This is a genomic window from Achromobacter sp. PD1, from assembly GCF_048541815.1.
Taxonomy (GTDB): domain Bacteria; phylum Pseudomonadota; class Gammaproteobacteria; order Burkholderiales; family Burkholderiaceae_B; genus Achromobacter; species Achromobacter bronchisepticus_A.
On record NZ_CP183349.1, the window covers coordinates 6,303,387 to 6,328,717 of the forward strand.

Annotated in this window: 23 protein-coding genes; 12 read left to right on the top strand and 11 right to left on the bottom strand. The window is 65.9% G+C overall.

What is annotated here, in order from left to right; translation table 11 throughout:
* Positions 1-40: 40 nt before the first annotated feature.
* A complete protein-coding gene (gene lysA, locus ACM1PE_RS29700; RefSeq protein WP_059379433.1) occupies positions 41-1,333 on the bottom strand; it encodes a diaminopimelate decarboxylase in 1,293 nt (430 codons plus the stop codon).
* On the bottom strand, positions 1,330-1,488 hold the full coding sequence (gene lptM, locus ACM1PE_RS29705) for an LPS translocon maturation chaperone LptM (RefSeq protein WP_191295227.1): 159 nt from the start codon (positions 1,486-1,488) through the stop codon (positions 1,330-1,332). Before lptM ends, lysA begins: the two co-directional genes overlap by 4 nt.
* Before the next feature lie 54 nt (positions 1,489-1,542).
* On the opposite strand from lptM, the gene cyaY reads away from it, so the two are divergent.
* Positions 1,543-1,872 (top strand): iron donor protein CyaY, encoded by a 330-nt coding sequence (gene cyaY, locus ACM1PE_RS29710; protein WP_013396958.1) that lies wholly within the window; start codon positions 1,543-1,545, stop codon positions 1,870-1,872.
* 61 nt (positions 1,873-1,933) lie between these two features.
* Here the strand turns inward: cyaY and ACM1PE_RS29715 are convergent, their stop codons facing one another.
* Positions 1,934-4,381: a penicillin-binding protein 1A gene (locus ACM1PE_RS29715; protein WP_059379435.1), complete on the bottom strand. Its 2,448-nt coding sequence runs from the start codon at positions 4,379-4,381 to the stop codon at positions 1,934-1,936.
* Positions 4,382-4,495: 114 nt separating this feature from the next.
* On the opposite strand from ACM1PE_RS29715, the gene ACM1PE_RS29720 reads away from it, so the two are divergent.
* From ACM1PE_RS29720 to ACM1PE_RS29730, 3 genes are read left to right on the top strand one after another with little or no spacing between them, the layout of a single operon-like run.
* Positions 4,496-5,137, top strand: a complete 642-nt coding sequence (locus ACM1PE_RS29720) for a shikimate kinase (RefSeq protein WP_054457189.1) — start codon at positions 4,496-4,498, stop codon at positions 5,135-5,137.
* Positions 5,134-6,210, top strand: coding sequence for a 3-dehydroquinate synthase (gene aroB, locus ACM1PE_RS29725; RefSeq protein ID WP_280015351.1), 1,077 nt, complete (start codon positions 5,134-5,136; stop codon positions 6,208-6,210). Before ACM1PE_RS29720 ends, aroB begins: the two co-directional genes overlap by 4 nt.
* Positions 6,211-6,212: 2 nt before the next feature.
* Positions 6,213-7,361 carry a deoxyguanosinetriphosphate triphosphohydrolase gene (locus tag ACM1PE_RS29730; protein ID WP_373429025.1) on the top strand — a complete coding sequence of 383 codons (1,149 nt, stop codon included), beginning with the start codon at positions 6,213-6,215 and terminating at the stop codon, positions 7,359-7,361.
* A 46-nt stretch (positions 7,362-7,407) separates the two neighbouring features.
* Here the strand turns inward: ACM1PE_RS29730 and ACM1PE_RS29735 are convergent, their stop codons facing one another.
* Both ACM1PE_RS29735 and ACM1PE_RS29740 read right to left on the bottom strand, forming a co-directional pair.
* Complete coding sequence (locus ACM1PE_RS29735) at positions 7,408-8,601, bottom strand: M20 aminoacylase family protein (RefSeq protein WP_419341935.1); 1,194 nt, start codon at positions 8,599-8,601, stop codon at positions 7,408-7,410.
* Between the two features lie 23 nt (positions 8,602-8,624).
* The gene (locus ACM1PE_RS29740; RefSeq protein WP_419343870.1) at positions 8,625-9,626 is read right to left on the bottom strand and encodes a tripartite tricarboxylate transporter substrate binding protein; all 1,002 of its coding nucleotides are present in this window, start codon (positions 9,624-9,626) and stop codon (positions 8,625-8,627) included.
* Between the two features lie 128 nt (positions 9,627-9,754).
* On the opposite strand from ACM1PE_RS29740, the gene ACM1PE_RS29745 reads away from it, so the two are divergent.
* Positions 9,755-10,657, top strand: coding sequence for a LysR family transcriptional regulator (locus ACM1PE_RS29745; RefSeq protein ID WP_118933105.1), 903 nt, complete (start codon positions 9,755-9,757; stop codon positions 10,655-10,657).
* Between the two features lie 20 nt (positions 10,658-10,677).
* On the opposite strand, the gene ACM1PE_RS29750 is transcribed toward ACM1PE_RS29745, so the two are convergent.
* The gene (locus ACM1PE_RS29750) at positions 10,678-11,340 is read right to left on the bottom strand and encodes a glutathione S-transferase N-terminal domain-containing protein (RefSeq protein WP_419341937.1); all 663 of its coding nucleotides are present in this window, start codon (positions 11,338-11,340) and stop codon (positions 10,678-10,680) included.
* A gap of 45 nt (positions 11,341-11,385) precedes the next feature.
* The gene (gene uvrA, locus ACM1PE_RS29755) at positions 11,386-14,235 is read right to left on the bottom strand and encodes an excinuclease ABC subunit UvrA (RefSeq protein ID WP_059379441.1); all 2,850 of its coding nucleotides are present in this window, start codon (positions 14,233-14,235) and stop codon (positions 11,386-11,388) included.
* Between the two features lie 181 nt (positions 14,236-14,416).
* On the opposite strand from uvrA, the gene ACM1PE_RS29760 reads away from it, so the two are divergent.
* The 6 genes from ACM1PE_RS29760 to ACM1PE_RS29785 all read left to right on the top strand — a co-directional run bounded on the left by ACM1PE_RS29760 (position 14,417) and on the right by ACM1PE_RS29785 (position 18,900).
* Positions 14,417-15,634: an MFS transporter gene (locus ACM1PE_RS29760; protein WP_059379442.1), complete on the top strand. Its 1,218-nt coding sequence runs from the start codon at positions 14,417-14,419 to the stop codon at positions 15,632-15,634.
* 281 nt (positions 15,635-15,915) lie between these two features.
* Complete coding sequence (ssb, locus tag ACM1PE_RS29765; RefSeq protein WP_054457172.1) at positions 15,916-16,437, top strand: single-stranded DNA-binding protein; 522 nt, start codon at positions 15,916-15,918, stop codon at positions 16,435-16,437.
* A gap of 227 nt (positions 16,438-16,664) precedes the next feature.
* On the top strand, positions 16,665-17,246 hold the full coding sequence (locus ACM1PE_RS29770; protein ID WP_419341942.1) for a PASTA domain-containing protein: 582 nt from the start codon (positions 16,665-16,667) through the stop codon (positions 17,244-17,246).
* A 232-nt stretch (positions 17,247-17,478) separates the two neighbouring features.
* Positions 17,479-17,784 (top strand): DUF4148 domain-containing protein, encoded by a 306-nt coding sequence (locus ACM1PE_RS29775; RefSeq protein WP_419341944.1) that lies wholly within the window; start codon positions 17,479-17,481, stop codon positions 17,782-17,784.
* A gap of 83 nt (positions 17,785-17,867) precedes the next feature.
* A complete protein-coding gene (locus ACM1PE_RS29780; RefSeq protein ID WP_088143445.1) occupies positions 17,868-18,173 on the top strand; it encodes a DUF4148 domain-containing protein in 306 nt (101 codons plus the stop codon).
* 130 nt (positions 18,174-18,303) lie between these two features.
* Positions 18,304-18,900 (top strand): TetR/AcrR family transcriptional regulator, encoded by a 597-nt coding sequence (locus ACM1PE_RS29785; RefSeq protein WP_059374037.1) that lies wholly within the window; start codon positions 18,304-18,306, stop codon positions 18,898-18,900.
* Positions 18,901-18,977: 77 nt separating this feature from the next.
* On the opposite strand, the gene ACM1PE_RS29790 is transcribed toward ACM1PE_RS29785, so the two are convergent.
* The 3 genes from ACM1PE_RS29790 to ACM1PE_RS29800 form a co-directional block, all read right to left on the bottom strand.
* Entirely contained in the window at positions 18,978-19,838 is an 861-nt protein-coding gene (locus ACM1PE_RS29790) for a hypothetical protein (protein ID WP_059374162.1), read from the bottom strand.
* A gap of 249 nt (positions 19,839-20,087) precedes the next feature.
* Complete coding sequence (locus ACM1PE_RS29795) at positions 20,088-20,705, bottom strand: TetR/AcrR family transcriptional regulator (protein WP_059374038.1); 618 nt, start codon at positions 20,703-20,705, stop codon at positions 20,088-20,090.
* Between the two features lie 115 nt (positions 20,706-20,820).
* Positions 20,821-22,995 (bottom strand): malate synthase G, encoded by a 2,175-nt coding sequence (locus ACM1PE_RS29800; protein ID WP_419341948.1) that lies wholly within the window; start codon positions 22,993-22,995, stop codon positions 20,821-20,823.
* Between the two features lie 237 nt (positions 22,996-23,232).
* Here ACM1PE_RS29800 and glcC point away from each other — a divergent pair, with 237 nt between their 5' ends.
* Positions 23,233-23,997: a transcriptional regulator GlcC gene (gene glcC, locus ACM1PE_RS29805; protein WP_013396917.1), complete on the top strand. Its 765-nt coding sequence runs from the start codon at positions 23,233-23,235 to the stop codon at positions 23,995-23,997.
* A gap of 48 nt (positions 23,998-24,045) precedes the next feature.
* Here the strand turns inward: glcC and ACM1PE_RS29810 are convergent, their stop codons facing one another.
* Positions 24,046-25,170: a saccharopine dehydrogenase family protein gene (locus tag ACM1PE_RS29810; RefSeq protein WP_059374041.1), complete on the bottom strand. Its 1,125-nt coding sequence runs from the start codon at positions 25,168-25,170 to the stop codon at positions 24,046-24,048.
* Positions 25,171-25,331 lie beyond the last annotated feature (161 nt).

A 25,331-nucleotide genomic window follows, 5' to 3' on the forward strand; every position in this document is an offset into this window, starting at 1 on the left:
CCTGCGGCGCGCGGTCCGTGCCGCGAGTGGCGGCAGCCCCTCAGGGCAGCGTGGACTCGCCCTTGAGCAGGTCTTCCAGCGTTTCGCGCTGGCGCACGACGTAGTACTTGTCGCCATCGACCATGGCTTCGGCCGCGCGGGGGCGGGCGTTGTAATTGCTGGCCATGGCCATGCTGTAGGCGCCCGCGGACTCCACCGCCAGCAGGTCGCCCTGTTGGATGGCCAGCTTGCGCTGCCGGGCCAGCCAGTCGGCGCTTTCGCAGACCGGGCCGACGATGTCGTATAGGGTTTCGTCGCCCGCGCGCGGATGCACGGGGCGCACGCCGTGGAAGGCTTCGTACAGCGCGGGACGCAGCAGGTCGTTCATGGCGGCGTCGACGATGGCGAAGTTGCGCGCTTCCGAATGCTTCAGGTACTGGACCCGCGTGAGCAGCACGCCGGCGTTGCCCACCAGCGAGCGGCCGGGCTCCAGCACCAGGTGCAGATGGCCGAAGCCGCGCGCGTTCAGGCGTTCGAAGACACGGTCCAGCAGGGCCTGGGGCGAGGGCGGAATTTCATCCGTATAGCGGATGCCCAGGCCGCCGCCCAGGTCCAGATGGGCGATCCGGATGCCGGCCTGATCCAGCTTTTCGATCAGGTCCAGCAGTTTTTCCAGCGCGTCGAAATAGGGACTGATATCCGTGAGCTGCGAACCGATATGGCAGTCCACTCCCACGATTTCCAAGGCCGGCAGCGACTGGGCCAGGCGGTAGACGTCCAGCGCCGACTCGATGGCGATGCCGAACTTGTTCTCCTTCAGGCCGGTGGAGATGTAGGGATGCGTCTGCGCGTCCACGTCCGGGTTCACCCGCAGCGAGACGGGTGCGCGCAGGCCCATGCCATGCGCAATTGTCGATAGCAGGCGTAGCTCGGCTTCGGACTCGACGTTGAAGCACTTGACCTTGGCCGCGAGCGCGGCGCGCATTTCCCAGGCCTGCTTGCCCACGCCGGAAAACACGATCCTGGACGGGTCCGCACCCGCCGCCAGGGCGCGCTTGAGTTCGCCGCCGGAAACGATGTCGAAGCCCGCGCCCAGGCGCGCGAATTCCTTCAGGACGGCCAGGTTGGAATTGGCCTTCATGCCGTAGCAGACCAGCACCGGATGCTGGCCGACGGCGTTGCGGTAGGATTCCCAGGCAGCCTTGAGCGCGGCGCGCGAGTACACGTACAGCGGCGTGCCCAGCTTTTCGGCCAGGTGGTCCAGCGGCACGTCCTCGGCGTACAGGACATTGTTGCGGAACTGGAAGTACGGATGACCGGCCAGTTCAGGCTGCGCGGGGAATCGGGGTGTCATGGCAGCGATGGCGCCGGCGGAATGACCGTCTGCGGCGGTTGCTCCGTACGCGAGGGCGGCTTGCCGTCCGGCGTCGGCATGTACAAGGGGCCTTTATACCCGCAGGCGGCAACCATGCCGGTCGCCAGCAGCGTGGCTACAATGCGAAGGACCATGCGGCGAAATGCCAAGTGGAACACTGGGAACTCCTAAATCTTGCAGGCTCGATTATGACCGAAACCGAATTTCTTGCGTTGATCGACCAGGTGCTGAACAGCATCGAAAGCCAGGCCGATGACTGGGCGGCTTCGCTCGATGTCGATGTCGAAACCAGCCGCAGCGGCAATGTGCTGACGATGGTTTTCGAAGACAACACCCACGTGGTGGTGAATAGCCAGGCTGCCATGCAGGAACTGTGGGTCGCGGCGCGCAGCGGCGGCTTCCACTACCGCTACGATGGCCAGCACTGGAACGATACCCGAGGCGGCCCGCAGTTGCCGGACGCCCTGTCGCAGATCTGTTCCGCGGCCGCGGGCGTGCCCGTGACGATACGCCTGTAAAACACCAGGTTCAGGCGAAAAAAAAGGCCGGCCCCATGGGGCCGGCCTTGTCATTTGCGCGTCAGAACGGAATCTTCTGGGACCAGGGCGTGTTGCCTTGCGTGCCCACGCCCGGCGCTACCTTGATCTTGGTTTCCTCGCTGGTGCTGCCGTTCAGGCCGTTGAGGAATTCACCCAGCGTGTCGGCCTCGGGCAAGCCCAGGCGCGCCACCGCCTGCCCGGGCGGGAATTCGGAGAAGTAGAACTCGCCGTTTTCGACCAGCAGGCCATCGGGACGGGGGCGCGGCTTCTCTTCGGGCACGCCCTTGAGGACCGTCTGCATGTAATCGACCCAGATCGGCATGGCGACGCCGCCGCCGGTTTCGCGCGAACCCAGGGACTTGGGCTGGTCAAAGCCCAGCCACGCGGTGGCGACCAGCGACGGGGTGTAGCCGGAGAACCAGGCGTCCACAGATTCGTTGGTGGTGCCGGTCTTGCCGGCGATGTCGTTGCGCTTGAGCAGGACGCGGGCGCGCGCCGCGGTGCCGTAGGTGGCCACGCCGCGCAGGATGTCGTCCATGACCCAGGCGGTGCGCGGATCGATGGCGCGGGCGGCGGCGTCGCCGGCCACGACCGGCTTGGACTGCATGATGACCTTGCCGCTGCTGTCGGTGACGCGGTCGATCAGGTAGGGCGTGACGCGGTAGCCGCCGTTGGCGAACACCGAGAAGGCGCCGGCCAGCTGCAAGGGCGTGACCGAGCCCGCGCCCAGCGCCAGCGGCAACACGGCGGGCTGGCGGGCCTTGTCGAAGCCGAAGCGGGTCAGGTAGTCCTGCGCGTACTGCGGGCCGATGGCCTGCAGGATACGGATCGACACCATGTTCTTGGACTTGTACAGGCCCTGGCGCAGGGTCAGCATGGGTTCGTACTGGTTGCCGTAGTTCTTCGGGTTCCAGGCCTTGGAGCCGGTCTGCGCGGCCGTCAGTTCGAAGGGCTGGTCCGAGATCTGCGTGCCCGGGGTCAGGCCGCGCTCCAGCGAAGCGGCATAGATGAAGGGCTTGATGTTCGAACCGGGCTGGCGCCAGGCTTGCGTCACGCGGTTGAAGTTGCCGCGGTAGAAGTCAAAGCCGCCGACCATGGCGCGGATGGCGCCATCTTGCGGCGACAGCGCCACGAAGGCCGCCTGCACCGAAGGCAGGTTGATGATTTCCCAGTTGTCGCCGAACTTGCGGATGTAGACCACGGAGCCGCGCTTGATGCGCTGCTCGGGTTTGGCCTTGTCGTTCAGTGCGCGCGCCACGACGCCCAGCACTTTCTTGTCGGTGACGGTGATGATCTCGCGCGAGCTGCGCGCCAGCTTTACTTCGGTGGGGCTGGCCGACAGCACCAGCGCGGTCAGCAGGTCGCCGCTGTCGCTGAACTTGTCGAACACGCCGTCCAGGAATTCGTCGAGCGCCTGCGGATTGTTCTCGGTGCCCGGCGGCAGGTCGAGCTGTTCCTCGGGGCCGGGGTAGGGCGCGCGGCGCGTGTATTCCAGCACGCCTTCGCGCACGGCGCGATAGGCCGCTTCCTGGTCCTTGGACTGCACCGTGGTGTAGATGTTGATGCCGCGCGAATAGACGTTGTCCTGGTACACGTTGAACAACAGCTGGCGCGCCAGTTCCGCCACGTATTCGCCATGGACGGAATAGCCGCCGGCCGGCGTGCCTTCCGCGGACTTCATGACGATGGGCTGGGCCAGCGCCTGTTGGTATTCCGGTTCGGTCAGGTAGCCCAGCGAGTGCATGCGGCCCAGCACGTAGCGCTGGCGCAGCTCGGCGCGCGGACGGTTGGCGATGGGGTTGAAACGCGACGGCGCCTTGGGAATGCCGGCCAGCATGGCGGCTTCCGCGGGCGTGACTTCCGACAGGGGTTTGCCGAAATAGGTGCGCGAGGCGGCCGCGAAACCATAGGCGCGGTGGCCCAGGTAGATCTGGTTCATGTAGAGCTCGAGGATCTGGTCCTTGGTGAGCTCCGACTCGATCTTGAAGGTCAGCAGCAGTTCATAGAACTTGCGCGAATAGGTCTTTTCCGACGACAGGTAGAAATTGCGCGCCACCTGCATCGTGATGGTGCTGGCGCCCTGCGACTTCGACATGTTGACCAGGTTGGTCAGGCCCGCCCGCACCACGCCCATCCAGTCGATCCCGCCGTGCTGATAGAAGCGGTCGTCCTCGGCCGCCAGCACCGCGGACTTCATGACGTCCGGGATTTCGTTGAAGCGCAGCACGTTGCGGCGCTCTTCGCCGAATTCGCCGATCAGGACGCGATCCGCCGTAAAGACGCGCAGCGGCACCCGGGGGCGGTAGTCCGTCATGGCGTTCAGGTCGGGCAGGTTGGGCCAGGCCAGCGCCAACGCCATCCCAGCCAGCAACACGCCGCACAGGAACAGGCCGGCAAAGAAAATGCCGGTTTTTACGAAGAATCGCAGTATCGGGGAACCGCTCTTGGCGGGCTTGTCTTTCTTGGAGGAATTCTGGGGCTTGCTCATCGCGGCGATTTTACGGGTATCTCCGGGTCCGTCTTGGCACGGGGCACCGGTTTCTGTAACAAAATCGTTCAGTGTGGTAGGCGGGCAACTGGCGGCTGATGTGATAATGCCGTCATGAACTTTTCCGCTAACTCATGTCCGGAGGCTGACCCGGACCCGGCGTCCTCCTGCGAGACGCCCGAAAACCAGCCTTGCGCGATCGAGTGCACAGGCAAGGCCGCCACGCTGCCGCATGACCTGCCGGTTTTCCTGGTCGGGATGATGGGCGCGGGCAAGACCACCATAGGGCGTGGCTTGGCGCGTGCCCTGGGGCGCGAGTTTATGGACTTGGATCATGAGCTCGAGGCGCGTTGCGGCGTGCGGGTGCCGGTAATCTTCGAAATCGAGGGCGAGGCCGGTTTTCGTCGCCGGGAATCCGCCGCCTTGGAAGAGTGTACCCAACGGCGCAACATAATTCTTGCCACCGGCGGCGGCGCGATCCTGGCGCCGGAAAACCGCCAGCGCCTGCGCGAACGCGGCATCGTGGTCTACCTGCGCGCCAGCGTGGACGAACTGTTCCGCCGCACCTGCCGCGACCGCAACCGTCCCCTGTTGGCCACGGCCGACCCGCGCGGCACGCTGCGCGACCTCATGACCCTGCGGGAACCCCTCTATAAGGAAGTGGCCGACCTGGTGGTGGAGACGGGCGCCATGCCCATCCACACCCTGGTCAAGGCGCTGCTGCCGCAACTGCAAGCCTTCGAGAAGCGCATATGAACGTTGTACACGTGGACACCCCGGGCGGGGCCTACCCGATCCATATTGGCCCCGGCCGCCTGGACGTCCTGGACCAGAGCATTCCGGCGGACGCCACCGCGATCGCCGTGGTCACCAATCCGACCGTCGCGGCCCTGTATGGCGAACGCGCCGAAGCCGCGCTGGCCCGTACCGGCAAGCGGGTGCTGCGCATCGAATTGCCCGATGGCGAAGCCTACAAGGACTGGCAATCGCTGAATCTGATCTTCGATGCCTTGCTGGGCAACCGCCTGGACCGCCGCTGCGTGCTGGTGGCGCTGGGCGGCGGCGTCATCGGCGACATGACCGGTTTCGCGGCCGCGGTCTACATGCGCGGCGTGCGCTTCCTGCAGGTGCCCACGACCCTGCTGTCGCAGGTCGATTCGTCCGTGGGCGGCAAGACCGCCGTCAACCATCCGCTGGGCAAGAACATGATCGGCGCGTTCTACCAGCCGGTGGCCGTCGAGATCGATACCGACGTGCTGAACACGCTGCCGGCGCGCGAGGTGTCCGCGGGCCTGGCGGAAGTGATCAAGTATGGCCTGATCCTGGATCCGGCCTTCTGGTCCTGGTGCGAGGAAAATGCGCAGAAACTGCGCGAGCTGGATGCCGAGGCGGTGGCCTACGCCATCCGCCGCTCCTGCGAGCTCAAGGCCCAGGTGGTAGGCAAGGACGAGCGCGAGTCCGGCCTGCGCGCCATACTCAACCTGGGCCACACCTTCGGCCACGCCATCGAGTCCGGCCTGGGTTATGGCGCCTGGCTGCATGGCGAGGCGGTCGGTTGCGGCATGGTGCAGGCTGCCGAGCTGTCGGCCGATGTCGCCGGTTTCGACCGCGCCGACGTGGCGCGGGTGCGCGCCCTGGTGGCCGCCATCGGTTGCCCCGTCGTGGCTCCTGACCTGGGCGCTGACCGCTGGCTGGACCTGATGCAGGTGGACAAGAAGACGGAAGGCGGCTCGATCCGCTACGTGCTCATGCCGCGCATCGGCGAAGCCATGACCCGGGCAGCTCCCGACGACGCCGTGCGCGCCGTCCTGGCTCGCACCACTCAATAGACATGCTGGAGACGGTGTTGCAGATGAAAGAGCTGGCTTCCTATGCATCCCACCCGTCTCAATCGCGCGGGCGGACCTATGCCGAGCCGCCGCCGGAAAATCGGACGGAGTTTCAACGCGATCGTGATCGCATCGTCCATTCCGGCGCCTTCCGGCGCCTGGAATACAAGACCCAGGTCTTCGTGAACCACGAGGGCGACCTGTTCCGCACCCGCCTGACCCACAGCCTGGAAGTGGCCCAGATTGCGCGCACGCTGGCGCGCAGCCTGGGCCTGTCCGAAGACCTGACCGAAGCCATTTCGCTGGCGCATGACCTGGGCCACACGCCGTTCGGCCATGCCGGCCAGGACGAGCTCAACGCCTGCATGCGCGAATTGGCGCCCGAGGCGGGCGGCTTCGAGCACAACCTGCAAAGCCTGCGGGTGGTGGACGAACTCGAAGAACGCTACGCGGACTTCAACGGCCTGAACCTGTGTTTCGAAACGCGGGAAGGCATCCTCAAGCACTGCTCGGCCGCGCACGCGCGCCAGTTGGGCGAGGTCGGCCAGCGCTTTCTGGACCGCACCCAGCCCTCGCTGGAGGCGCAGTTGGCCAACCTGGCGGACGAGGTCGCTTACAACAACCACGACATCGACGACGGCCTGCGGTCGGGCCTGATCACGCTGGAACAGCTGAAGGAAGTATCGATCTTCGAGCGCCATCACGCCCATGTGCTGGAAAGCTATCCGGGGCTGGCTGCGCGCCGCGCCGTGGCCGAGACCATACGCCGCATGATCAATACGCTGATCGTCGACCTGACGCGGACCTCGCTGGCGCGCATCCGCGAGTTCGCGCCCGCCACCGCCGACGACGTGCGCCGCGCGCCGCCGCTGGCGACCTTCTCGCCCGAGATCCGTAGCGAGGCCGACGAGCTGAAGAAATTCCTGTTCGACAACCTGTACCGTCACTACCGCGTGCTGCGCATGACGGCCAAGGCGCGCCGTATCGTGCGCGAGCTGTTTGCGGCTTTCCTGGACGATCCGCGCCTATTGCCGCCCGACTATCGCCGTCCGGCTTTCAACGAGCAGGCCCGCGCCATCGCCGACTACATTGCGGGCATGACGGACCGCTACGCCATCCGCGAACATAAGCGCCTGTTCGAGATGGCCTGAGGCCCGCAAGCCTGAGGCCCGCGGGCCTCAGGCTTGCGCCGCGGCTTCAGCCCGCCAGATAGCGCTGCGTCAGCAGCACCCAGTAGGCTGCGCCTACGGGCAGGCTATGGTCGTTGAAGTCATAGCCCGGGTTGTGCACCATGCAGGCCCCATGCCCGCTGTTGAAGCCTTCCGCCGAGCCATCGCCATTGCCCATCAGCAGGTAGGAGCCGGGCACTTCCTCCAGCATGAAGGCGAAGTCCTCGCTGCCGGTCAGCGCCCGGGTCTGGAGGTCCACTTGCTCGGCGCCCACCAGTTCCACCGCCACCTGGCGCGCGAAATCGGTTTCTTCGCGAGTGTTGACCAGCACGGGATAACCGCGACTGTAGTCGATGGTGGCGCGCACCTGATAGCTGGCCGCCTGGCTGTGGACCAGTTCCGTGATGCGGGCTTGCAGCGTGTCGCGCACGCCACGGTCCAGCGCACGCACGCTGAGTTTCAGCGTGGCGGTCTGGGGGATGACGTTGTTGGCTTTACCCGCATTGAATGCGCCGACCGTGATCACCGCCATGTGCAGGGGATCGATGTTGCGCGCGACGATGCTTTGCAGGCCCAGCACGATGGCCGCGCCGGCCACCACCGGATCGGCGGCGCAATGCGGCATCGCGCCGTGCCCGCCCACGCCTTCCAGCACGATGGTGACGTTGTCGGATGAGGCCATCGCAGCGCCGTCGCGCAGCAGCAGGCGGCCTTGCGGATGGCCCGGCATGTTGTGCATCGCGAAGATGGCGTCGCAGGGATACTTGCGGAACAGTCCGTCCTCCATCATGCGCTTGGCGCCGCCCAGGCCTTCCTCTGCGGGCTGGAAGATCAGGTTGAGCGTGCCGTCGAAGCCGCCATGCTTGGCCAGATGGTGCGCCGCCGCCAGCAGCATGGCGGTGTGGCCGTCGTGCCCGCAGGCATGCATCACGCCTTCGTTGCAGCTGGCGTGCTCCAGGCCGGTCGCTTCCTGGATGGGCAGGGCGTCCATGTCGGCGCGCAGACCCAGGCGCTTGCCGCCGCTGCCGCGGCGCAACTGCCCCACCACGCCGGTGCCGCCCAGTCCGCGTTCCACTTCATAGCCCCATTGCGTCAGGCATTGCGCCACCAGATCGCTGGTGCGGAACTCCTGGAAGCCGAGTTCGGGGTGGCGGTGGATGTCGCGGCGGATCGAGACGAACTCATCGGCCTGGGCGGTCATGGCCTGCAGAACGGGATGCATGGCGGAGAAGTCCTGGAATCGGGTCACGGATTGCCTGCCAGTTTCATGTGGCTGGAGATTTCGCGGAAGCGCTCGGTCTCGGCGCGGTACATGGCGTCAGCCTGTTCCGCGCTCATGGGGGCGGAGACTTCGATGTTCTGATGCGCCAGGCTGTCCTTCACCGAGGGATCCTGCATGGCGGCGTTGAGCGCGGTATTCAGCCGCAAGACCACGTCCTGCGGCGTGTCGCGCTTGACGAAGTAGCCGGTCCAGGTGGTGAAGTTGAACCCTTTTAGCAATTGGCCTTCGTTGACCGACGGCACGGTCTTGAGCGCGGGCAGCTGGCTGCGCTGCGGCTCCAGGGTGGCCAGCAGCTTGATGCGGCCTTGCTCGGCCAGCGCTACCTGCTGCTGCGACAGCGGCAGAATGGCCAGGTCCACCTGACCGCCGCCGATGTCCTGCATCAGCGGCGCGCCGCCCTTGTAAGGCACGTGCATCATGTTGGCGCCGATGGTGCGGGCCATGTGTTCGCCCAGCACGTGGTACAGCGAACCCACGCCCACGCTGCCGAAGCTCAGCGGCTGGGTGGCCGAGCGCGAGCGCGCCAGCGTGACCAGTTCGTCGGCGTTGTTGGCGGGCAGGTCGGCGCGCGCCACGATCACCATGGGCGCCATACCTATCATTTGTACCAGGCGGAAATCCTCGCTCTTGAGCTTGATTGCGGGGTTGGCTATGGGGGACAGAATCAGTTCGTTGGGCGAGCCCTGGAACAGGTAGTAGCCGTCGGCCTTGGCTCCCAGCACCTTTTGCGCTCCCAGCGCGCCGCTGACGCCGCCCAGGTTCTCCACCAGCACGGGCTGGCCCAGTTGCTTGGATACGGGCGAGGCCACGACCCGGGCGATGGAATCGGATGCGCCGCCGGCCGGGTAGGGCACCATCATCATGACGGCACGGTCGGGATAGTCTGCGGCGCGGGCGCCCTGGCCCAGCAGCGTCGCGCCCAGCGCCAGCGCGCAGCCGGCCAGGCGCAGGCCATTGAAAAGCATGCTCACGAAATTCCCCTTGGAATGATCTAGTCGTGATTCGCATGCTAGGGACAGGCCTCGCTAGTTGTCTAACGAATTGTTATTCTGGAAGCTAGAAAAAAAACTCATAGATAAACGGGGACTCGAGCATGAATCTCAAGCAGCTCGAACATCTGTTGGCCGTGGCCGAGGCGGGTTCCTTCAGCCGCGCGGCCGAACGCCTGTATCTGACCCAGTCGGCGCTCAGCCGCAGCATCCGCCTGCTGGAAGAAGACTTGGGGGCGCGCCTGCTGGACCGCATGGGCAAGCGCACCGAGCTGACTCCGCTCGGCCTGACCGTCGCCAGCCGCGCGCGGCGCATCCTGTTCGAATCGGGCGAGCTGCGCCGCAGCGCGGAACTGCTGACCCAGGGCGACCGGGGCAGCATCAGCATCGGGCTGGGTTCGGGGCCGGGCGTCATGCTCATGACGCCGCTGCTGGCGCACGTGGCGCAGCACTATCCGCAATTGCGGCTGGACGTGATGCGCGGTTCGCCGGAGGCGCATCTGGCGCTGTTGCGCCAGCGGCGCCTGGATGCGCTGGTGGTCGATACGCGCGGCATCGTGCCGGCGGCCGATCTGCGCATCGAACCCATTTCGGAAATGCGCGCCGGGTTCATCTGCCGCCGCGGCCATCCGCTGGCGCAGACGGGTCGGCCGGCGCGCTTCGCGGAGGTCGCGGCCTATCCGTTGGCGTCCACGTTTCTCGCGGCCGATACCGTACGCATCGTGGTCGACCATTTCGGTGTTGAGGCCGACCCGCAAACCGCGATGCGCCTGCGCTGCGATGAAATCGGCAGCGTGCTGGAAGCGGTGCGCGTGTCGGACGCGGTGTTCCTGGGCATCGTGGGCGCGGCGCGGGTCGGCATCGCCGCGGGCGAATTGACGGAGTTGCCCACCGATCCGCCGCTGCGCAGTCACGCGCTGTTCGCGATGGTGACGCTGACGGGCCGCACCGAAGCGCCGGCGATGGCGCTGGTGCGTGAATTCGTGGCCCAGCGCCTGCGCGATTGAACGCGTCGATTGAACGTGCTTCAGCGCCGCTTGCGGTAGGGCTCGTCTTCGGGCACGAAGGTGGCCTCCGCGAGCGCGTCGCGGGTCCATTCCTGCATGGCGGGCAGCGCCAGTACGGCGTCCATGTAGTCGCGCACCGGGCCGGACGCCGCGATGCCATAGGTCGTGAAGCGCGAGACCACCGGCGCGAAGAAGGCGTCGGCAATCGAGAACTCGCCGAACAGAAACGGCCCGCCCTGGCCGAATGCCGCGCGCGTGTCGTGCCAGATCGCTTGCAGGCGCGCGATGTCCTGTAGCGCAGCCGCGGGAAAGTCGATGCCGGGCAGATGCGCTTCGACGTTCATGGGCAGCGCCTGGCGCATAGCGCCGAAGCCGCTGTGCATCTGCGCGGCGAGCGACCGCGCCCGGGCCCGGGCCCGCGCGTCCTGGGGCCACAGGCGGGCTTCGGGATGGCGTTCGGCCAGATATTCGCAGATCGCCAGCGTGTCCCAGATCGCGAATTCGTCATCCAGCAGCACCGGCACCAGGCCCGCGGGCGATACCGCGCCCACGCGGCGCGAGAATTCCTCGGTGAAGAAACCGAGCTTTTGCTCGGTAAACGGGATGCCCGCGACGCGCAAGGCGATCCATGGCCGCAGGGACCAGGACGAGTAGTTCTTGTTGCCGATGATCAAGGTGTACATGCCGCGATCCTTCCTAGCCGTTGATGTGATGATTCAGGCGCCGGTTCAGCGGCGCAGCAGCTTGCCCAGGTATTGCCCGGTGTGGCTGGCGGACGTGCCGGCCACGTCTTCGGGCGTACCCTGCGCCACTACGCGCCCACCGCCGTCGCCGCCTTCGGGACCCATGTCGACCACCCAGTCCGCAGTCTTGATGACGTCCAGGTTGTGCTCGATGATCAGCACCGTATTGCCGCTGTCGACCAACTGGTTCAGCACCTGCAGCAGCAGTTCGATGTCGCGGAAGTGCAGGCCCGTGGTGGGCTCGTCCAGGATGTAGAGCGTGCGGCCGGTGCTGCGTCGCGACAGTTCCTGCGACAGCTTCACGCGCTGCGCTTCGCCGCCCGACAGGGTGGTCGCGCTCTGGCCCAGCCGGATATAGGACAGGCCCACGTCGATCAGCGTGTGCAGCTTGCGGGCGATGGCCGGCACGGACTCGAAGTATTCCAGCGCCTGCTCGACCGTCAGGTCCAGCACTTCGCTGATGTTGCGGCCGCGATAGCGGATTTCCAGTGTTTCGCGGTTGTAGCGCTTGCCGTGGCAGACGTCGCAAGGCACGTACATGTCTGGCAGGAAGTGCATCTCTACCTTGACCACGCCGTCGCCCTGGCAGGCCTCGCAGCGGCCGCCCTTGACGTTGAAGCTGAAGCGCCCGGGGTCATAGCCGCGGGTGCGCGCTTCCGGCACGCCCGCGAAGAGTTCGCGGATGGGCGTGAACAGGCCCGTGTAGGTAGCGGGGTTGCTGCGCGGCGTGCGGCCGATGGGGCTCTGGTCCACGCTGATGATCTTGTCGAAGTTCTCCAGCCCCTGCATCGACACGTAGGGTGCGGGTTCGCTCTGCGCATGGTGCAACTGGCGCGACACGGCGACCGCCAGCGTGTCGTTGACCAGCGTGGACTTGCCCGAACCGGACACGCCGGTCACGCACACCAGCCGGCCCGCCGGGATGCGCAGGTCCACGTTCTTCAGGTTGTTGCCGCTGGCGCCCGTCAGGGTGAGCCAGGACAGTTCGTCGTTGACGGGGCGCCGCTTGGGGATGGCGATGGCGCGCGCGCCGCTCAGATACTGGCCGGTCAGCGACTGGGGGTCGCGCTGCACGGTTTCCGGGTCGCCCTGCGCCACCACCTGGCCGCCGTGTTCACCCGCGCCCGGTCCCATGTCCACGACCCAGTCGGCCATGCGGATCATGTCTTCGTCGTGCTCCACGACGATGACGCTGTTGCCGAGGTCGCGCAGGTGCTGCAAGGTGCCGATCAGGCGATCGTTGTCGCGCTGGTGCAGGCCGATGGAGGGCTCGTCCAGCACGTACATCACGCCGGTCAGGCCCGATCCGATCTGGCTGGCCAGGCGGATGCGCTGCGCCTCGCCGCCCGAGATGGTGTCGGCGCTGCGGTCCAGCGACAGGTAGTTCAGGCCCACGTTATTTAGGAAGCTCAGGCGCGCCTCGATCTCGCGCACGATGCGCTGCGCGATTTCCTGCTTGGCGCCCGTCAGGCTCAGGTCGCGGAACCAGGCCAGGCAGGTCGACAGCGGCATGGCCTCGACTTCGTAAATGGCCTGGCCGTGGCGTTCGCCGCCCCGCGGATCCTGGCCGATCAGCACGTTGCGGGCCTCGGGCCGCAAGCGCGATCCGCCGCAGTCCGGGCAGGTCTTGATGTTGCGGTACTTGCCGAGCTCTTCGCGCACGGTGGCCGAATCGGTTTCGCGCCAGCGGCGTTCCAGGTTCGGGATCACGCCCTCGAAAGTATGGCGCTTGACCGTGCTGCGGCCTTTCTCGTTCAGGTAGAGGAACGAGATCTCTTCGTCGCCGGAGCCGTACAGCACCTTGTCGCGCAGCGCCTCGGGCAGTTCCTCGAAGGGCGCCTCGATGTCGAATTCATAGTGCGCCGCCAGGCTGGTCAAGAGCGAATGGGTGAAGGCGTTGCGGCGGTCCCAGCCGCGGATGGCGCCGGCCGCCAGGCTGAGTTCGGGGAAGGCGACCACGCGCTTGGGGTCGAAGAAACCGACCTGGCCGATGCCGTCGCAACTGGGGCAGGCACCCATGGGGTTGTTGAAGCTGAACAGGCGCGGTTCCAGCTCGGGCAGGCTGTGGCTGCATACCGGGCAGGCGTAGCGGCTGGAGAAGACCTGTTCGCGGCCGTTGTCCATGTCCAATGCCAGGGCGCGGCCTTCGGCCAGCTGCAACGCGGTCTCAAAGCTCTCCGCCAGGCGCTGCTTGCTTTCGGGCTTGATGCGCAGCCGGTCGATGACGACGTCGATGTCGTGCTTCTCGGTCTTTTTCAACGGCGCCATGCCGTCGATTTCGGTCAGCTGGCCGTCCACGCGCAGGCGCACGTAGCCCTGCGCCTGCAGGCTGGCGCATTCGTCCTCGAAGCTGCCTTTCTTGCCGCGCGCGATCGGCGCCAGCACCGCCAGCCGGGTTTCGGGCGTCCAGGACAGCACCGCGTCCACCATCTGGCTGACGCTTTGCGCCTGCAGCGGCAGGCCATGGTCAGGGCAGTAGGGCGTGCCGACCCGCGCGTACAGGAGCCGCAGGTAGTCGTGGATCTCGGTAATGGTGCCGACGGTGGAGCGGGGGTTGTGGCCCGCGGCCTTCTGTTCGATGGAGATGGCCGGGGACAGGCCCTCGATCAGGTCCACGTCCGGCTTGTCCATCAGCTGCAGGAACTGGCGGGCGTAGGCGGACAGGCTTTCCACGTAGCGGCGTTGGCCCTCCGCGTACAGCGTGTCGAAGGCCAGCGACGATTTGCCCGAGCCGGACAAGCCGGTGACGACCACCAGCTTGTGGCGTGGCAGGTCGAGCGAGACGTTCTTGAGATTGTGGGTGCGCGCACCCCGAATGCGTATTGTCACGTCCATCGGGCTCTTTTAAGCGGTTTCAAAGGCCAACTTGGTACTATAGCGCGCCGAATCCCCCTGCGTTCGGGGCAGTACTCCAGCCTGGATAGACCCGGGGGGCGGCGCCGCACCGCCAGATCAGACCGTGAGCGTGTGACATCCACGCGCGCAGGCGAGCCCTAGTCATCGTTGAATTTTTCGCATGCAGGCAGATAAAAAACTGAAATTGACCCCGTCCGAGCGCCGCGCCAGCGTGGCGCTGGCCGGCCTGTTCGCCGCGCGGATGCTGGGGCTGTTCCTGTTGCTGCCCGTCTTTGCCGTGGCCGCCGCCGGCATGCCGGGCGGCGACGATCCCGCCCGCGTCGGCCTGGCGCTGGGCATGTACGGCCTGACGCAGGCCTTCATGCAGATTCCTTTCGGCCTGGCGTCCGACCGCTGGGGCCGCCGCCCCGTGGTGCTGTTCGGGCTGCTGCTGTTCGTGGCGGGCAGCATCGTCTGTGCGCAAGCCTCCGACGTGTACTGGATCACCATCGGCCGCGCCATTCAGGGCGCGGGCGCGATTTCCGCGGCGGTCACCGCTTGGTTGGCGGACTCGACCCGTGACGAGGTCCGCACCCGCGCCATGGCCATGGTGGGCGGGTCGATCGGCCTGTCCTTTGCCGTCTCGCTGGTGCTGTCGCCCGTGCTGGTGGGCTGGTGGGGCCTGTCCGGCCTGTTCTGGACCATCGCCTGCCTGGGCGTGATCTGCCTGGCCGTGGCCGGCTGGGTCGTGCCCGTGGTGCCGCTGACCCAGGCCCGCACCATGCAGGCGGCCCGGCCGCGCGAAGTCCTGACCCACAGCGATCTGCTGCGCCTGAATTTCGGCGTTTTTGTCCTGCATCTGATCCAGGTGGCGCTGTTTGTCGTGGTGCCGGCCCTGCTGGCGAAGGTGGGCGGCCTGGACGCGCGCGAGCTCTGGAAGGTCTACCTGCCCGTCATCCTGGTGTCCTTCGTACTGATGGTGCCGGTGGTGTTCGTCGCCGAAAAGCGCCGCGCCCATCGCGGCGCCCTGCGCGCCGCCGTGGCCGGATTGGTGCTGGTGTGCGCCTTGCTGCCCGCGGCCAGCCATGGCTTCTACACCTTGGCCGCCGCCCTGACAGGCTTCTTCGTGGCCTTCAACGTGCTGGAAGCCCTGCAGCCCTCGCTGGTGTCGCGGGTTGCGCCGCAGGCCTACAAGGGCCTGGCGCTGGGCTTCTACAACACCGCCCAGGCCGCAGGCCTGTTCGCGGGCGGCGCGCTGGGCGGCTGGCTGGCCTCGCATTCCGGTTCCAACGCCGTTTTCATCGCCGCCGCCGGCCTGTCGGCGATCTGGCTGGCGGTGACCTGGGCGCTGCGGCCGCTGCCCGAGGCGGACCGCCCCGCATCGGCGCGGGCCGGCTGAAACATCTCGGATCGCACCCCCAAAAGCGGTCAATAGCCACGAAAATCGGCTCGCCAGGGTGGACGGCTTTGTCACATCCTGGTTTGGCGCGGCGGGCTCTTTTCGTCGATAATACGCATCAAATCAGGGCTTCACTCAGGGTTCAACCCGGCGTCGCCGGTCATCGTTGCGGTGACCGGCGTGTTTCATGAAGCCGGTCTTCAACATCATCGCTTTTATGTTGTTGCCGGCGCGTCCGCGGCAACGCACACGCAGGCTGTCAACAACAGAGGGACAACGGCATGGCATCGGTTAACAAAGTCATACTCGTGGGCAATCTGGGACGCGACCCGGAAGTCCGCTACAGCCCCGAAGGGGCGGCAATCTGCAATATGTCCATTGCCACCACCTCCACCTGGAAAGACAAGGCTTCGGGCGAACGCCGCGAAGAAACGGAATGGCACCGTGTCGTCATGTACAACCGCCTGGCTGAAATCGCCGGCGAGTACCTGAAGAAGGGCCGCTCGGTCTACATCGAAGGCCGCCTGAAGACGCGCAAGTGGCAAGACAAGGACACCGGCGCTGATCGCTACAGCACCGAAATCGTTGCCGACCAGATGCAGATGCTGGGCGGCCGCGAAGACGGCGGCGGCGGTGGCGCAAGCTTTGGCGGCGGTGGCGGCTACGACGACGCGCCTTCGCGTCCGGCACAGCAGCGCGCCCCGGCCCAACGCCCGGCCCCGCAGCAGCGCCCGGCCCCCGCGGCGGCTCCGGCCAGCAGCGGCGCCAATCTGGCGGATATGGACGACGATATTCCGTTCTGATCCCACGTCAGCGGAATGTGGTTTGGAAGGCCTCTGCCCATTTGGGCAGGGGCCTTTTTCTTGCGTGTTGCCAACGAGACGCTTGCCGCGCCAGCACCTGGCCAGGCAGGGCTTCCGAGACCCGGTCTTCCGCAGTAATCTGATTCCCGTTCAGGCGGGTCGGCCGGCGCGGCCTGGACAACTGGCCGGCCGCTACGCTCAGCGTTGTTCTTGGATGGGAGGACGCCATGCCCGGAGGACCCGACTACCCCTGCGACCATAGCGAGAAGTACTCGCTTGCAGCGCGCAACAGCATCCGCTACACCCCGGCCGCCAATAATGTTCAGGGCTTGTTCCTCACTCCCGAAGGCGATTTGCGGACCTGGCTGATCGCCTCTTATGTGCAGGACAGTCATCGGGATCTGATCACGGCGCTGGCCTACCTCGATGTCGCGGATCGGGCCGCCGCCGAGCGCAACGTGCGCGAGGCGCAACAGGACGCCACCCTCAAGGCCGAGCTTGCGGACCTGCGCGACGAAGTCCGGCAACTCCGGGACACGGTGCAGGCCAGCGCCAAGCTGGTGCAGGCGCTGGTCAGTTCGCTAGGGGTGATCGTGCCGGCCTGGCACACCCGCAAGGAAATCGAGGAGGGTGACGACATGGGCCTGACCCTGCCGAGCGCCCAGGCCCTCGGTTTGGTCATCGAGATCATTGCCCTGCAGCGCGAACTGGGCTTTGGCCACGAGGACATCGTTTCAATGGAACCCGAGGCCGGAACGCTCGTGGCGCGGGGCAGCACCGTCCGCGTAAAAATGAACTTCATGGGCTGATTGCCAGCGCGCAAGGCCTCGCTTTTTCGCAACAGAAGCATTTTGTTTCACAAATCCCCCTTGTGCTATCTACCTAGTAGTAGATAAGATTCATCCATCGACGCAGCAAACCAAACACCCGCCGACGTCGAAACCAGAAATACAGTAGGACCGCTTTTTTATTTCCTCAGTCATCTACCTATAAGTAGATAGTTTTCTGAACCGCTACGCAATCGTTATCTGGAGATCAACCATGAAGACCCTCGTATCCGCCCTGATCCTGTCCGCTTCCTTCATCGGCGCCGCCCAAGCCGGCGAACTGGACTATCCGCCCGCCCTGAATACCGAAAGCACGGTGACCCGCGCTCAGGTGCAACAAGAGCTGGCCCAGGCCCGCGCCAATGGCGAACTGGTGTCTGGCGAAGAAGGCTACGCCCCCACGATCTTTGCCGACTCCGGCAACAAGACCCGCGCTCAGGTGCAGAAAGAACTGGCCGCCGCCCGCGCGCAAGGCCTGACCGACAGCGCCGAACTGGCTTATCCGCCCGTGCAAGGCTGAGTTTTTTTCCTTGATATCTATCTATAAGTAGATAGCTCTATCGGAACCCTGATGCAGCACCTGATCCTTACTGGAGATCAACCATGAAGACCCTCGTATCCGCCCTGATCCTGTCCGCTTCCTTCATCGGCGCCGCCCAAGCCGGCGAGCTGGACTATCCGCCTCCCCTGAACACCGAAAGCACGGTGACCCGCGCCCAGGTGCAGCAAGAGCTGGCCCAGGCCCGCGCCAATGGCGAGCTGGTGTCGGGCGAAGAAGGCTACGCCGCCACGATGTTTGCGTCGGCTGGCGACAAGAGCCGCAAGCAGGTGCAGCAGGAATTGGCCGCCGCCCGCGCGCATGGCCTGACCGACAGCGGCGAGCTGGACTACCCGCCCGTGCAAGGCTGAGTTTCATGCTGGCACATGCGGATCCCGGGGGGCGGGATGATTCCCGGCCGGGGTCCGCAAGGGTTTTGGAGCAGTGGCAACGCTGCCGGAACCGATGACGAATCAACCTATTAGTAGGTAATATTCAGCCATGGACACTCCTACTTCCAACACCACTCGCGAACAGCTTCTGGCCCACGCCGAGAAGCTGATCCGCACGCGCGGATGCAACGGTTTCAGCTACCGCGACCTGGCTGAACATGTGGGCGTGAAGACGTCCAGCATCCACTATTACTTTCCGGGCAAGGACGACTTGCTCTACGAGGCTGTCGAAGCCTACAGCGCGCGCGCGTTGGCAGCCATGCGCGGCATCGACACGTCGCTGCCGGCGCAAGCGCAGCTCGACCAATACCTGTCGATGATGGAATCGCGCGCCTGCGGGTCCGGCGAACTCTGCCTGGCTGGCATGCTGGCGGCCGAGGTCAATTCGCTGCCCGAACGCGTGCGCGGCGCACTGCAGGGATTCTTCCGCGCGCACGAGGCCTGGCTGGCCCGCGTGCTGGCCGAAGGCGCGGCGCAGGGCACGATGAAGTTCTCCGGCACGCCCGAGGCGGCCGGCCGCGCGGTGTTCGCGACGGTGCAGGGCTGCATACTGGTTGCGCGCCTGTTCCAACAGCCCGCGGCGCTGTGCGAGGCCATCGGCGCCCTGTACGTGGAGTGTGACGGCAAGCGCAGCGGCGCAGCCTGACCGTTCCCGCTCCAAACAGCCCATCAGTCACGGCCGCCATGCGCAAGCAGGCGGCCGTGGTCTTTTGCGCGGCGGGTTCAGGCCGCGAGCAGCGCCCGCGCCATGTCGACGCTGGTGCGCGCCTGGATACCCAGGTCGCGCATGCGTTGCTGGAATGTTGCCTGCGCGTCTTCGAAACCGGCGACGGGACTCATGCAGTCCGTCAGCAGCACCAGGCGCGACAGGTCGCGGCCGGGCAGGTGCTCGGCCAGGTGCTCGACGGTAGCCTTGACGCAATGGCTGCCGGCCTGGCCGGCGATCAGGATGAGTTCGGCGCGGTCCAGCGAATCCAGCAGGCTGCGGTTGAGCTGGCTGCGCGGATCGTCGGCGTCTGGAACCTCTGCCATCAGCGCGCTGTAGTGCTCGGTCCAGGGGTTCATGCCCTTGGGCACCTTGCGCACGATGAACTGGCGCTCGTCTTCCCACCGGCTGTAGGCGGCGCGCACGTCGGCATGCACGTTATGGCCCCAGGTGCCGATTTCGCAATGCAGCGGCCACACCATCAGCGTGTAGCGGCCGCGCGCTTCGAGTTCGTCCAGATACGACAGGGTGCGCGGCAGGTCGTCGTCGTGGCGCGGACGGAACTCGCCCGCGCGCAGCTGTGCCGCCGTGATCTGCGTGTACGGCCCCACGGGCTGGCCGTCGCCGGTGGACCAGAAGGTCGGATGGGCGATGTCCAGGCGATGGTGCGAATCCAGCGTCACCGTGATCGAGGTAAGCGCAGGCGCGGCGGTGTCGATAAAGTGCGCGAGCCGCTGCATGTCGGCGTGCGCGCCGGCCACGGGCAATGCGGGCGCGTGCGCGGCGCCCGTCACAGGATCCGTGGGCAGGTAGGACTCGGGCAGATCGCAGAAGTCATTCTGCGGATCGATGATCAGGAGATGATTGGAGCGCGGCATGACGACGTTCGGTACAGGCGAACTCGAAATATAGAACGGGATGGCCATGTCTTTCTAGAAAAGTACCAGATGCTCGGCGCGGTCCGGTAGCTGCTTGAGCAGCTCGCGCCACTGCAGCCAGACGCTGCCCCCCGCTGAAACGGCGATCACTGCGATAACGATCCACATGTCAGGCTCCTGGATAATTTCGCACGATCGTGCGAAATTAAAGTGAAGAATTGCCGGCACGGGCCGGCGCTGGAAATACGGCTACTCGAGGTACTTGAAACTGCGGTAGGTCGAAATCAATCGCTCATAGGCCGCCCGAACGCGTTGGGGGGCCTTCGGATCCCGCAGGAAGCGGGCATCGTGCATCAGCCCGATCATCAGGCTGTAGACCTCGAACACAAGCTGTTCGGGATCCGTGTCCGGCCTGACGTGGCCAGCTTCCAATGCCTGGTTGACCGTGCGCAGCATGGCGCCGCGCCAGCGCCGCAGATTGCCCTCCAGCACCGAGCGCAGCGGGGATTCCACGTCGTCGTACTCGAAGGCGCCGGCCACATAGATGCAGCCCGTCAGCGTTTCGACATTGCTGGCGCGCTCGATCCAGAGCGAGACCAGGGCGTTCAAGCGCGGCAGGCCGCGCGGATAGGCCAGGGCCGGGGTGAACACCGCCTCGAGGAAGCGCCGGTCGTATTCGTCCAGCACCGCCTGCTGCAGGGCTTCCAGCGACCCCACGCGTGAGAACACGCCGCTTTTACTGATGCCCAGGCGCTTGGCCACCTGGCCGAGCGACAGGCTCTCCATGCCTTGCGCGGCAGCCATGTCGAGGGCCGCGTCCACAATGGCCGCGAAGGTCAGCTCGCTTTTCTCGGTTTTGGCAGTCATGCGGCAAATTTAGCACGACCGTGCGAAATTGAGCGGATTATTTTCCAGGGTCGCGTCCCGAAAAAAAACCGGACAGCCTGGCTGTCCGGTCTTGTTGCGGCAAAACGCGCGGGGATCAGGCCTGGGCGGCCTTGAACTCCAGGCGGTACTTGTGCAGCAGCGGCTCGGTGTAGCCGTTGGGCTGGGTCAGGCCTTCGAACACCAGCGCGCAGGCGGCCTTGAACGCCAGCGAGGTGTCGAAGTTGCCGGCCATCGGACGGTAGAGCGCGTCGCCCGCGTTCTGGCCGTCGACCACCTTGGCCATGCGCTTGAAGGTTTCCATGACCTGCTCGCGGTTGGTCACGCCGTGGCGCAGCCAGTTGGCGATGTGCTGGCTGGAGATGCGCAGCGTGGCGCGGTCTTCCATCAGGCCGACGTTGTGGATGTCCGGCACCTTGGAGCAGCCCACGCCCTGGTCGATCCAGCGCACTACGTAGCCCAGGATGCCCTGCACGTTGTTGTCGAGTTCCTGCTGGATGTCCTGCGCGGACCACTTGGACGGATCGCCGACCGGCACGGTCAGCAGGCCGCCCAGCAAATCGTCGCGCACGCTGTCCAGCTTGGTGCGTTCCAGTTCCTGCTGCACGGCCTGCACGTCGACCTGGTGGTAGTGCAGCGCGTGCAGCGTGGCGGCGGTGGGCGAGGGCACCCAGGCGGTGTTGGCGCCGGCCTTGGGATGGGCGATCTTCTGTTCCAGCATCGCGGCCATCAGGTCCGGCATGGCCCACATGCCCTTGCCGATCTGGGCGCGGCCACGCAGGCCCGCGTCCAGCCCGACCAGCACGTTGTTGCGTTCGTAGGCGGTGATCCAGGCGGTGGACTTCATGTCGCCCTTGCGCAGCATCGGGCCGGCTTCCATGCTGGAGTGCATTTCGTCGCCAGTGCGGTCCAGGAAGCCCGTGTTGATGAAGGCCACGCGCGCGGCGGCGGCCTCGATGCACGCCTTGAGGTTGATGCTGGTGCGGCGCTCTTCGTCCATGATGCCCATTTTCAGGGTATTGCGCGGCAGCTTGAGCAGGTCTTCGACGCGATCAAAAAGTTCGCTGGCGAAAGCGGCTTCGACGGGGCCGTGCATCTTGGGCTTCACGATGTAGACGGAGCCGGTGCGCGAATTCAGCTTGTACTTGCGGTCCTGCAACGCGGCCAGGCTGGTGACCACGGCGTCCAGGATGCCCTCGGGGATTTCGCGGCCCTCGCGGTCCAGGATGGCCGGGTTGGTCATCAGGTGGCCGACGTTGCGCACGAACATGAGCGAACGGCCGTGCAGGGTCAGCGGCGAGCCGTCGGGACGCGTGTAGTCACGGTCGGCGTTGAGCTTGCGGGTGAAGGTCTTGCCGCCCTTGGTGACTTCTTCGGTCAGGTCGCCCTTCATCAGGCCCAGCCAGTTGCGGTAGACGTGGACCTTGTCCTCGGCATCCACGGCGGCGATGGAGTCCTCGCAGTCCATGATGGTGGTGAGCGCGGCTTCCACCAGCACGTCCTTGACGCCGGCGGCATCGGTGGCGCCAATGCTGTGGCTGCGGTCGATCTGGATTTCGAAGTGCAGGCCGTTGTTCTTGAGCAGGATGGCCGTGGGCGCTGAGGCCTCGCCTTGGTAGCCGGTGAACTGCGCGGGGTTCTTCAGGCCCGTGGAGCCGTTGGCCAGCGCCACGCGCAATTGGCCGTTTTCAACGGTATAGGCGCGGGCGCCGGCGTGCGAGCCCTGGGCCAGCGGGGCGGCGGTGTCCAGGAAGGCGCGGGCGCGGGCGATGACGGCGGCGCCGCGTTCCGGGTTGTAGCCGCGGCCGGTGTCGCCGGGCGTGGCGGGAATGGCGTCGGTGCCGTAGAGCGCGTCGTACAGGCTGCCCCAGCGCGCGTTGGCGGCGTTCAGCGCGTAGCGCGAGTTGGACATGGGCACGACCAGCTGCGGGCCGGCCTGCTGCGAGATCTCGGTGTCGACGTTGTCGGTGGTGGCGCGCACGCTGGCCGGCTGCGGCAGCAGGTAGCCGATGCCTTCCAGGAATTTGCGGTAGGCGGCCGGGTCGGCGATGGGGCCGGGGTGGGCGCGGTGCCAGGCGTCGAGCTCGGCCTGAAGGCGGTCACGCTCGGCCAGCAGCGCGCGGTTCTTCGGGGCCAGGTCGTCCACCAGGGCCGCGAAGCCTTGCCAGAAGCCTTCGGCATCCAGGTCGGTGCCGGGCAGGGCTTCCTGTTCGATGAATTGATTGAGATTGGCCGCCACTTGCAGGCCGTGGTGCTGGATGCGTTGAGTCATGCGGTTCTCTAGCGGTAAGGGACTGGCCGACGCCGCGCGCCGGGCGTATCTGGTCTCGACATCATCGTTCGCGCCTGTCGCAATGTCCATATCAAAACCCACTGGTCATACCAGTTTGTGCGCTGCCGTATGGGCAAACCTGTAATTTTTATGGTTTTATATCAGCTACTTACAGGGGTGTGATGCAAGAGGTCCGATCGGGGATGCCCTTGGTCATACCACTGGTGCGGAGAGTGCATGTACGCGGAAACTGAAGAAAAGCCTCGCCAGGTGGCGGACGAGGTCGCCGAACGGATCGAACGCCTGATCCTGGACGGCGTGCTGAAGGCCGGCCAGGCGCTGCCTTCCGAACGGCGCCTGACCGAGAAGCTGGGCGTGTCGCGCACGGCCTTGCGCGAAGGGCTCAAGCTGCTGCGCGCGCGCGAAATCATCCATACCGCGCAAGGCAAGGGCTCGTATGTGGCGCACATCTCCAAGGTGGATGCGGGCCCCTTGATGCATCTGTTCAATTCGCAGCCGCGCACGCTCTATGACCTGCTGGAAGTGCGTTCGCTGCTGGAAGCCGAGTCCGCCCGGCTGGCGGCCATACGCGGCACCGAGGCGGACTTCATCATGATCCGCCGCCGCTATGACGAAATGGTGGCGGCGCAGGGCACGGCCACCGACACGGCGACGCATGCGCATCTGGACCACGCGTTTCACCTGGCGATTTGCGAGGCTTCGCACAATCCGGTGCTGGTGCATACGCTGCAGTCCTTGACGGATCTGCTGCTGGGCTCGGTCTTCGCCTGTGTCAACAACCTGTACCACCGCCAGCCGGAGAAACGCCAGATCGACCGGCAGCACACGCGGCTGTTCAACGCCGTGACCGCGCGCCAGCCGGAACAGGCGCGCAAGGCGGCCGCGGATCACGTGGACAGCGTGCGCCAGAGCCTGGCCGATATCGAGCAGGAAGAGCAGCGTCTGGTGCGCGCGACGCTGCGGCTGGAAGGCTGGAGCTAGCGTCCCGCGCTATGGCAGGGCGGGACGCCAGAGGCTGCGCGTCCTGGTTCAGCGGTCGGCCATGGCGCCGCTGCCCGCCAAGGCCAGCGGCTTGCCCGCGTAGACCCGGCCAAAGCGGTTGTTGACGAACGCATCCAGATCGATGGCTTCCTGCCCGACGAACCCGCGTTGCGGCAGTGCGCCTTGCGCCACGAGGTCCAGCGCGGCGCAGATGCCCGCAGCCGTGGACAGTTGGATGGCGCTGAGACGATGGCCGTCGACGTCCGCGCCGAAGATGCGGATGGGGTAGGACTCTTCTTCCAGGCGTCCATGCCGGCGGCCTGAAGCCGAAGCCTGGATCACGATCACGTCCTGTTCGGTCGTGGGAATGGCGGCTTCGAAGATTTCCTTGAGCAGGTCGCGGCGGTCGCGCAGGCGCAGGTCATTGAGCAGCAGCTTCATGATGCTGCAGTGGCCCGGGTAGCGCACGGACTTGTAGTCCACGTTGCGGGCGCGGCCGCGCAAGGTGGCGGGCAGGGTGCCCAGTCCGCCGGAGGTGTTGAAGGCTTCGTACTCCACGCCGTCCAGCGCGAAGGTCTCGTAGCCTTCGAGCGCGGGCACGCTGGTCAGCTGGCCGTCGACGATGGCTTCGCAAGGGTTGCAGTACTCATTGATCAGTCCCTCCGTGCTCCAGGTCAGGTTGTAGCGCAGGCTGTTGGAGGGATAGCGCGGCAGGGCGCCCACGCGCATGCGCAGATCCAGCAGGGTATCGAAGCGGCGCGCCAGCGCGTTGCCGACCACGCCGATGAAACCCGGGGCCAGGCCGCATTGCGGCATCAGCACGCTGCGGGCGCTTTCCGCCAGCGCCTGGATGGCGTGCGTGCTGGCCACGTCTTCGGTCAGGTCGAAGTAGTGCACGCCCGCCTTTGCGCACAGCCCCGCCACCGCGGCGGCGCGGTGAAAAGGCAGCGCGTTGATGACCGCGTAACGCCCCTCGATGCATTGCGCCACGGAGTCGTCGCCGGAAATCTGGCGGGTTTCGCAGCCCAGTTCGGCCACGATGCGCAGCCGCTCGGGATCCTGGTCGGCGACCAGCACCGAATAGCCGCCGCTGCGTTCCAGCATCAGGGCAATGGCGAAACCGATTTTTCCGGCGCCCAGAAGTAGGACGGGCCGGGGAGAGGCGGTGGTCATGGTGCGGCTCCTGCATGGATGGGGGAGTAGGTGAGCTCATCCTATGCGCGGGCGCTGTCGATGTGTAGAGACTAAATAGTCGAATCGGCTGTAGGTAACGTCAATTCGACTTAATCAAATATCGAAACGTCAAAAACAAAGCCCTCCGGTTTGGGGCCGGA

Coding starts and splice junctions, on each gene's coding strand:
- lysA (WP_059379433.1), bottom strand. CDS start 1,333: ATGACACCCCGATTCCCCGCGCAGCCTGAACTGGCCGGTCATCCGTAC.
- lptM (WP_191295227.1), bottom strand. CDS start 1,488: ATGGTCCTTCGCATTGTAGCCACGCTGCTGGCGACCGGCATGGTTGCC.
- cyaY (WP_013396958.1), top strand. CDS start 1,543: ATGACCGAAACCGAATTTCTTGCGTTGATCGACCAGGTGCTGAACAGC.
- ACM1PE_RS29715 (WP_059379435.1), bottom strand. CDS start 4,381: ATGAGCAAGCCCCAGAATTCCTCCAAGAAAGACAAGCCCGCCAAGAGC.
- ACM1PE_RS29720 (WP_054457189.1), top strand. CDS start 4,496: ATGAACTTTTCCGCTAACTCATGTCCGGAGGCTGACCCGGACCCGGCG.
- aroB (WP_280015351.1), top strand. CDS start 5,134: ATGAACGTTGTACACGTGGACACCCCGGGCGGGGCCTACCCGATCCAT.
- ACM1PE_RS29730 (WP_373429025.1), top strand. CDS start 6,213: ATGCTGGAGACGGTGTTGCAGATGAAAGAGCTGGCTTCCTATGCATCC.
- ACM1PE_RS29735 (WP_419341935.1), bottom strand. CDS start 8,601: ATGCATCCCGTTCTGCAGGCCATGACCGCCCAGGCCGATGAGTTCGTC.
- ACM1PE_RS29740 (WP_419343870.1), bottom strand. CDS start 9,626: ATGCTTTTCAATGGCCTGCGCCTGGCCGGCTGCGCGCTGGCGCTGGGC.
- ACM1PE_RS29745 (WP_118933105.1), top strand. CDS start 9,755: ATGAATCTCAAGCAGCTCGAACATCTGTTGGCCGTGGCCGAGGCGGGT.
- ACM1PE_RS29750 (WP_419341937.1), bottom strand. CDS start 11,340: ATGTACACCTTGATCATCGGCAACAAGAACTACTCGTCCTGGTCCCTG.
- uvrA (WP_059379441.1), bottom strand. CDS start 14,235: ATGGACGTGACAATACGCATTCGGGGTGCGCGCACCCACAATCTCAAG.
- ACM1PE_RS29760 (WP_059379442.1), top strand. CDS start 14,417: ATGCAGGCAGATAAAAAACTGAAATTGACCCCGTCCGAGCGCCGCGCC.
- ssb (WP_054457172.1), top strand. CDS start 15,916: ATGGCATCGGTTAACAAAGTCATACTCGTGGGCAATCTGGGACGCGAC.
- ACM1PE_RS29770 (WP_419341942.1), top strand. CDS start 16,665: ATGCCCGGAGGACCCGACTACCCCTGCGACCATAGCGAGAAGTACTCG.
- ACM1PE_RS29775 (WP_419341944.1), top strand. CDS start 17,479: ATGAAGACCCTCGTATCCGCCCTGATCCTGTCCGCTTCCTTCATCGGC.
- ACM1PE_RS29780 (WP_088143445.1), top strand. CDS start 17,868: ATGAAGACCCTCGTATCCGCCCTGATCCTGTCCGCTTCCTTCATCGGC.
- ACM1PE_RS29785 (WP_059374037.1), top strand. CDS start 18,304: ATGGACACTCCTACTTCCAACACCACTCGCGAACAGCTTCTGGCCCAC.
- ACM1PE_RS29790 (WP_059374162.1), bottom strand. CDS start 19,838: ATGCCGCGCTCCAATCATCTCCTGATCATCGATCCGCAGAATGACTTC.
- ACM1PE_RS29795 (WP_059374038.1), bottom strand. CDS start 20,705: ATGACTGCCAAAACCGAGAAAAGCGAGCTGACCTTCGCGGCCATTGTG.
- ACM1PE_RS29800 (WP_419341948.1), bottom strand. CDS start 22,995: ATGACTCAACGCATCCAGCACCACGGCCTGCAAGTGGCGGCCAATCTC.
- glcC (WP_013396917.1), top strand. CDS start 23,233: ATGTACGCGGAAACTGAAGAAAAGCCTCGCCAGGTGGCGGACGAGGTC.
- ACM1PE_RS29810 (WP_059374041.1), bottom strand. CDS start 25,170: ATGACCACCGCCTCTCCCCGGCCCGTCCTACTTCTGGGCGCCGGAAAA.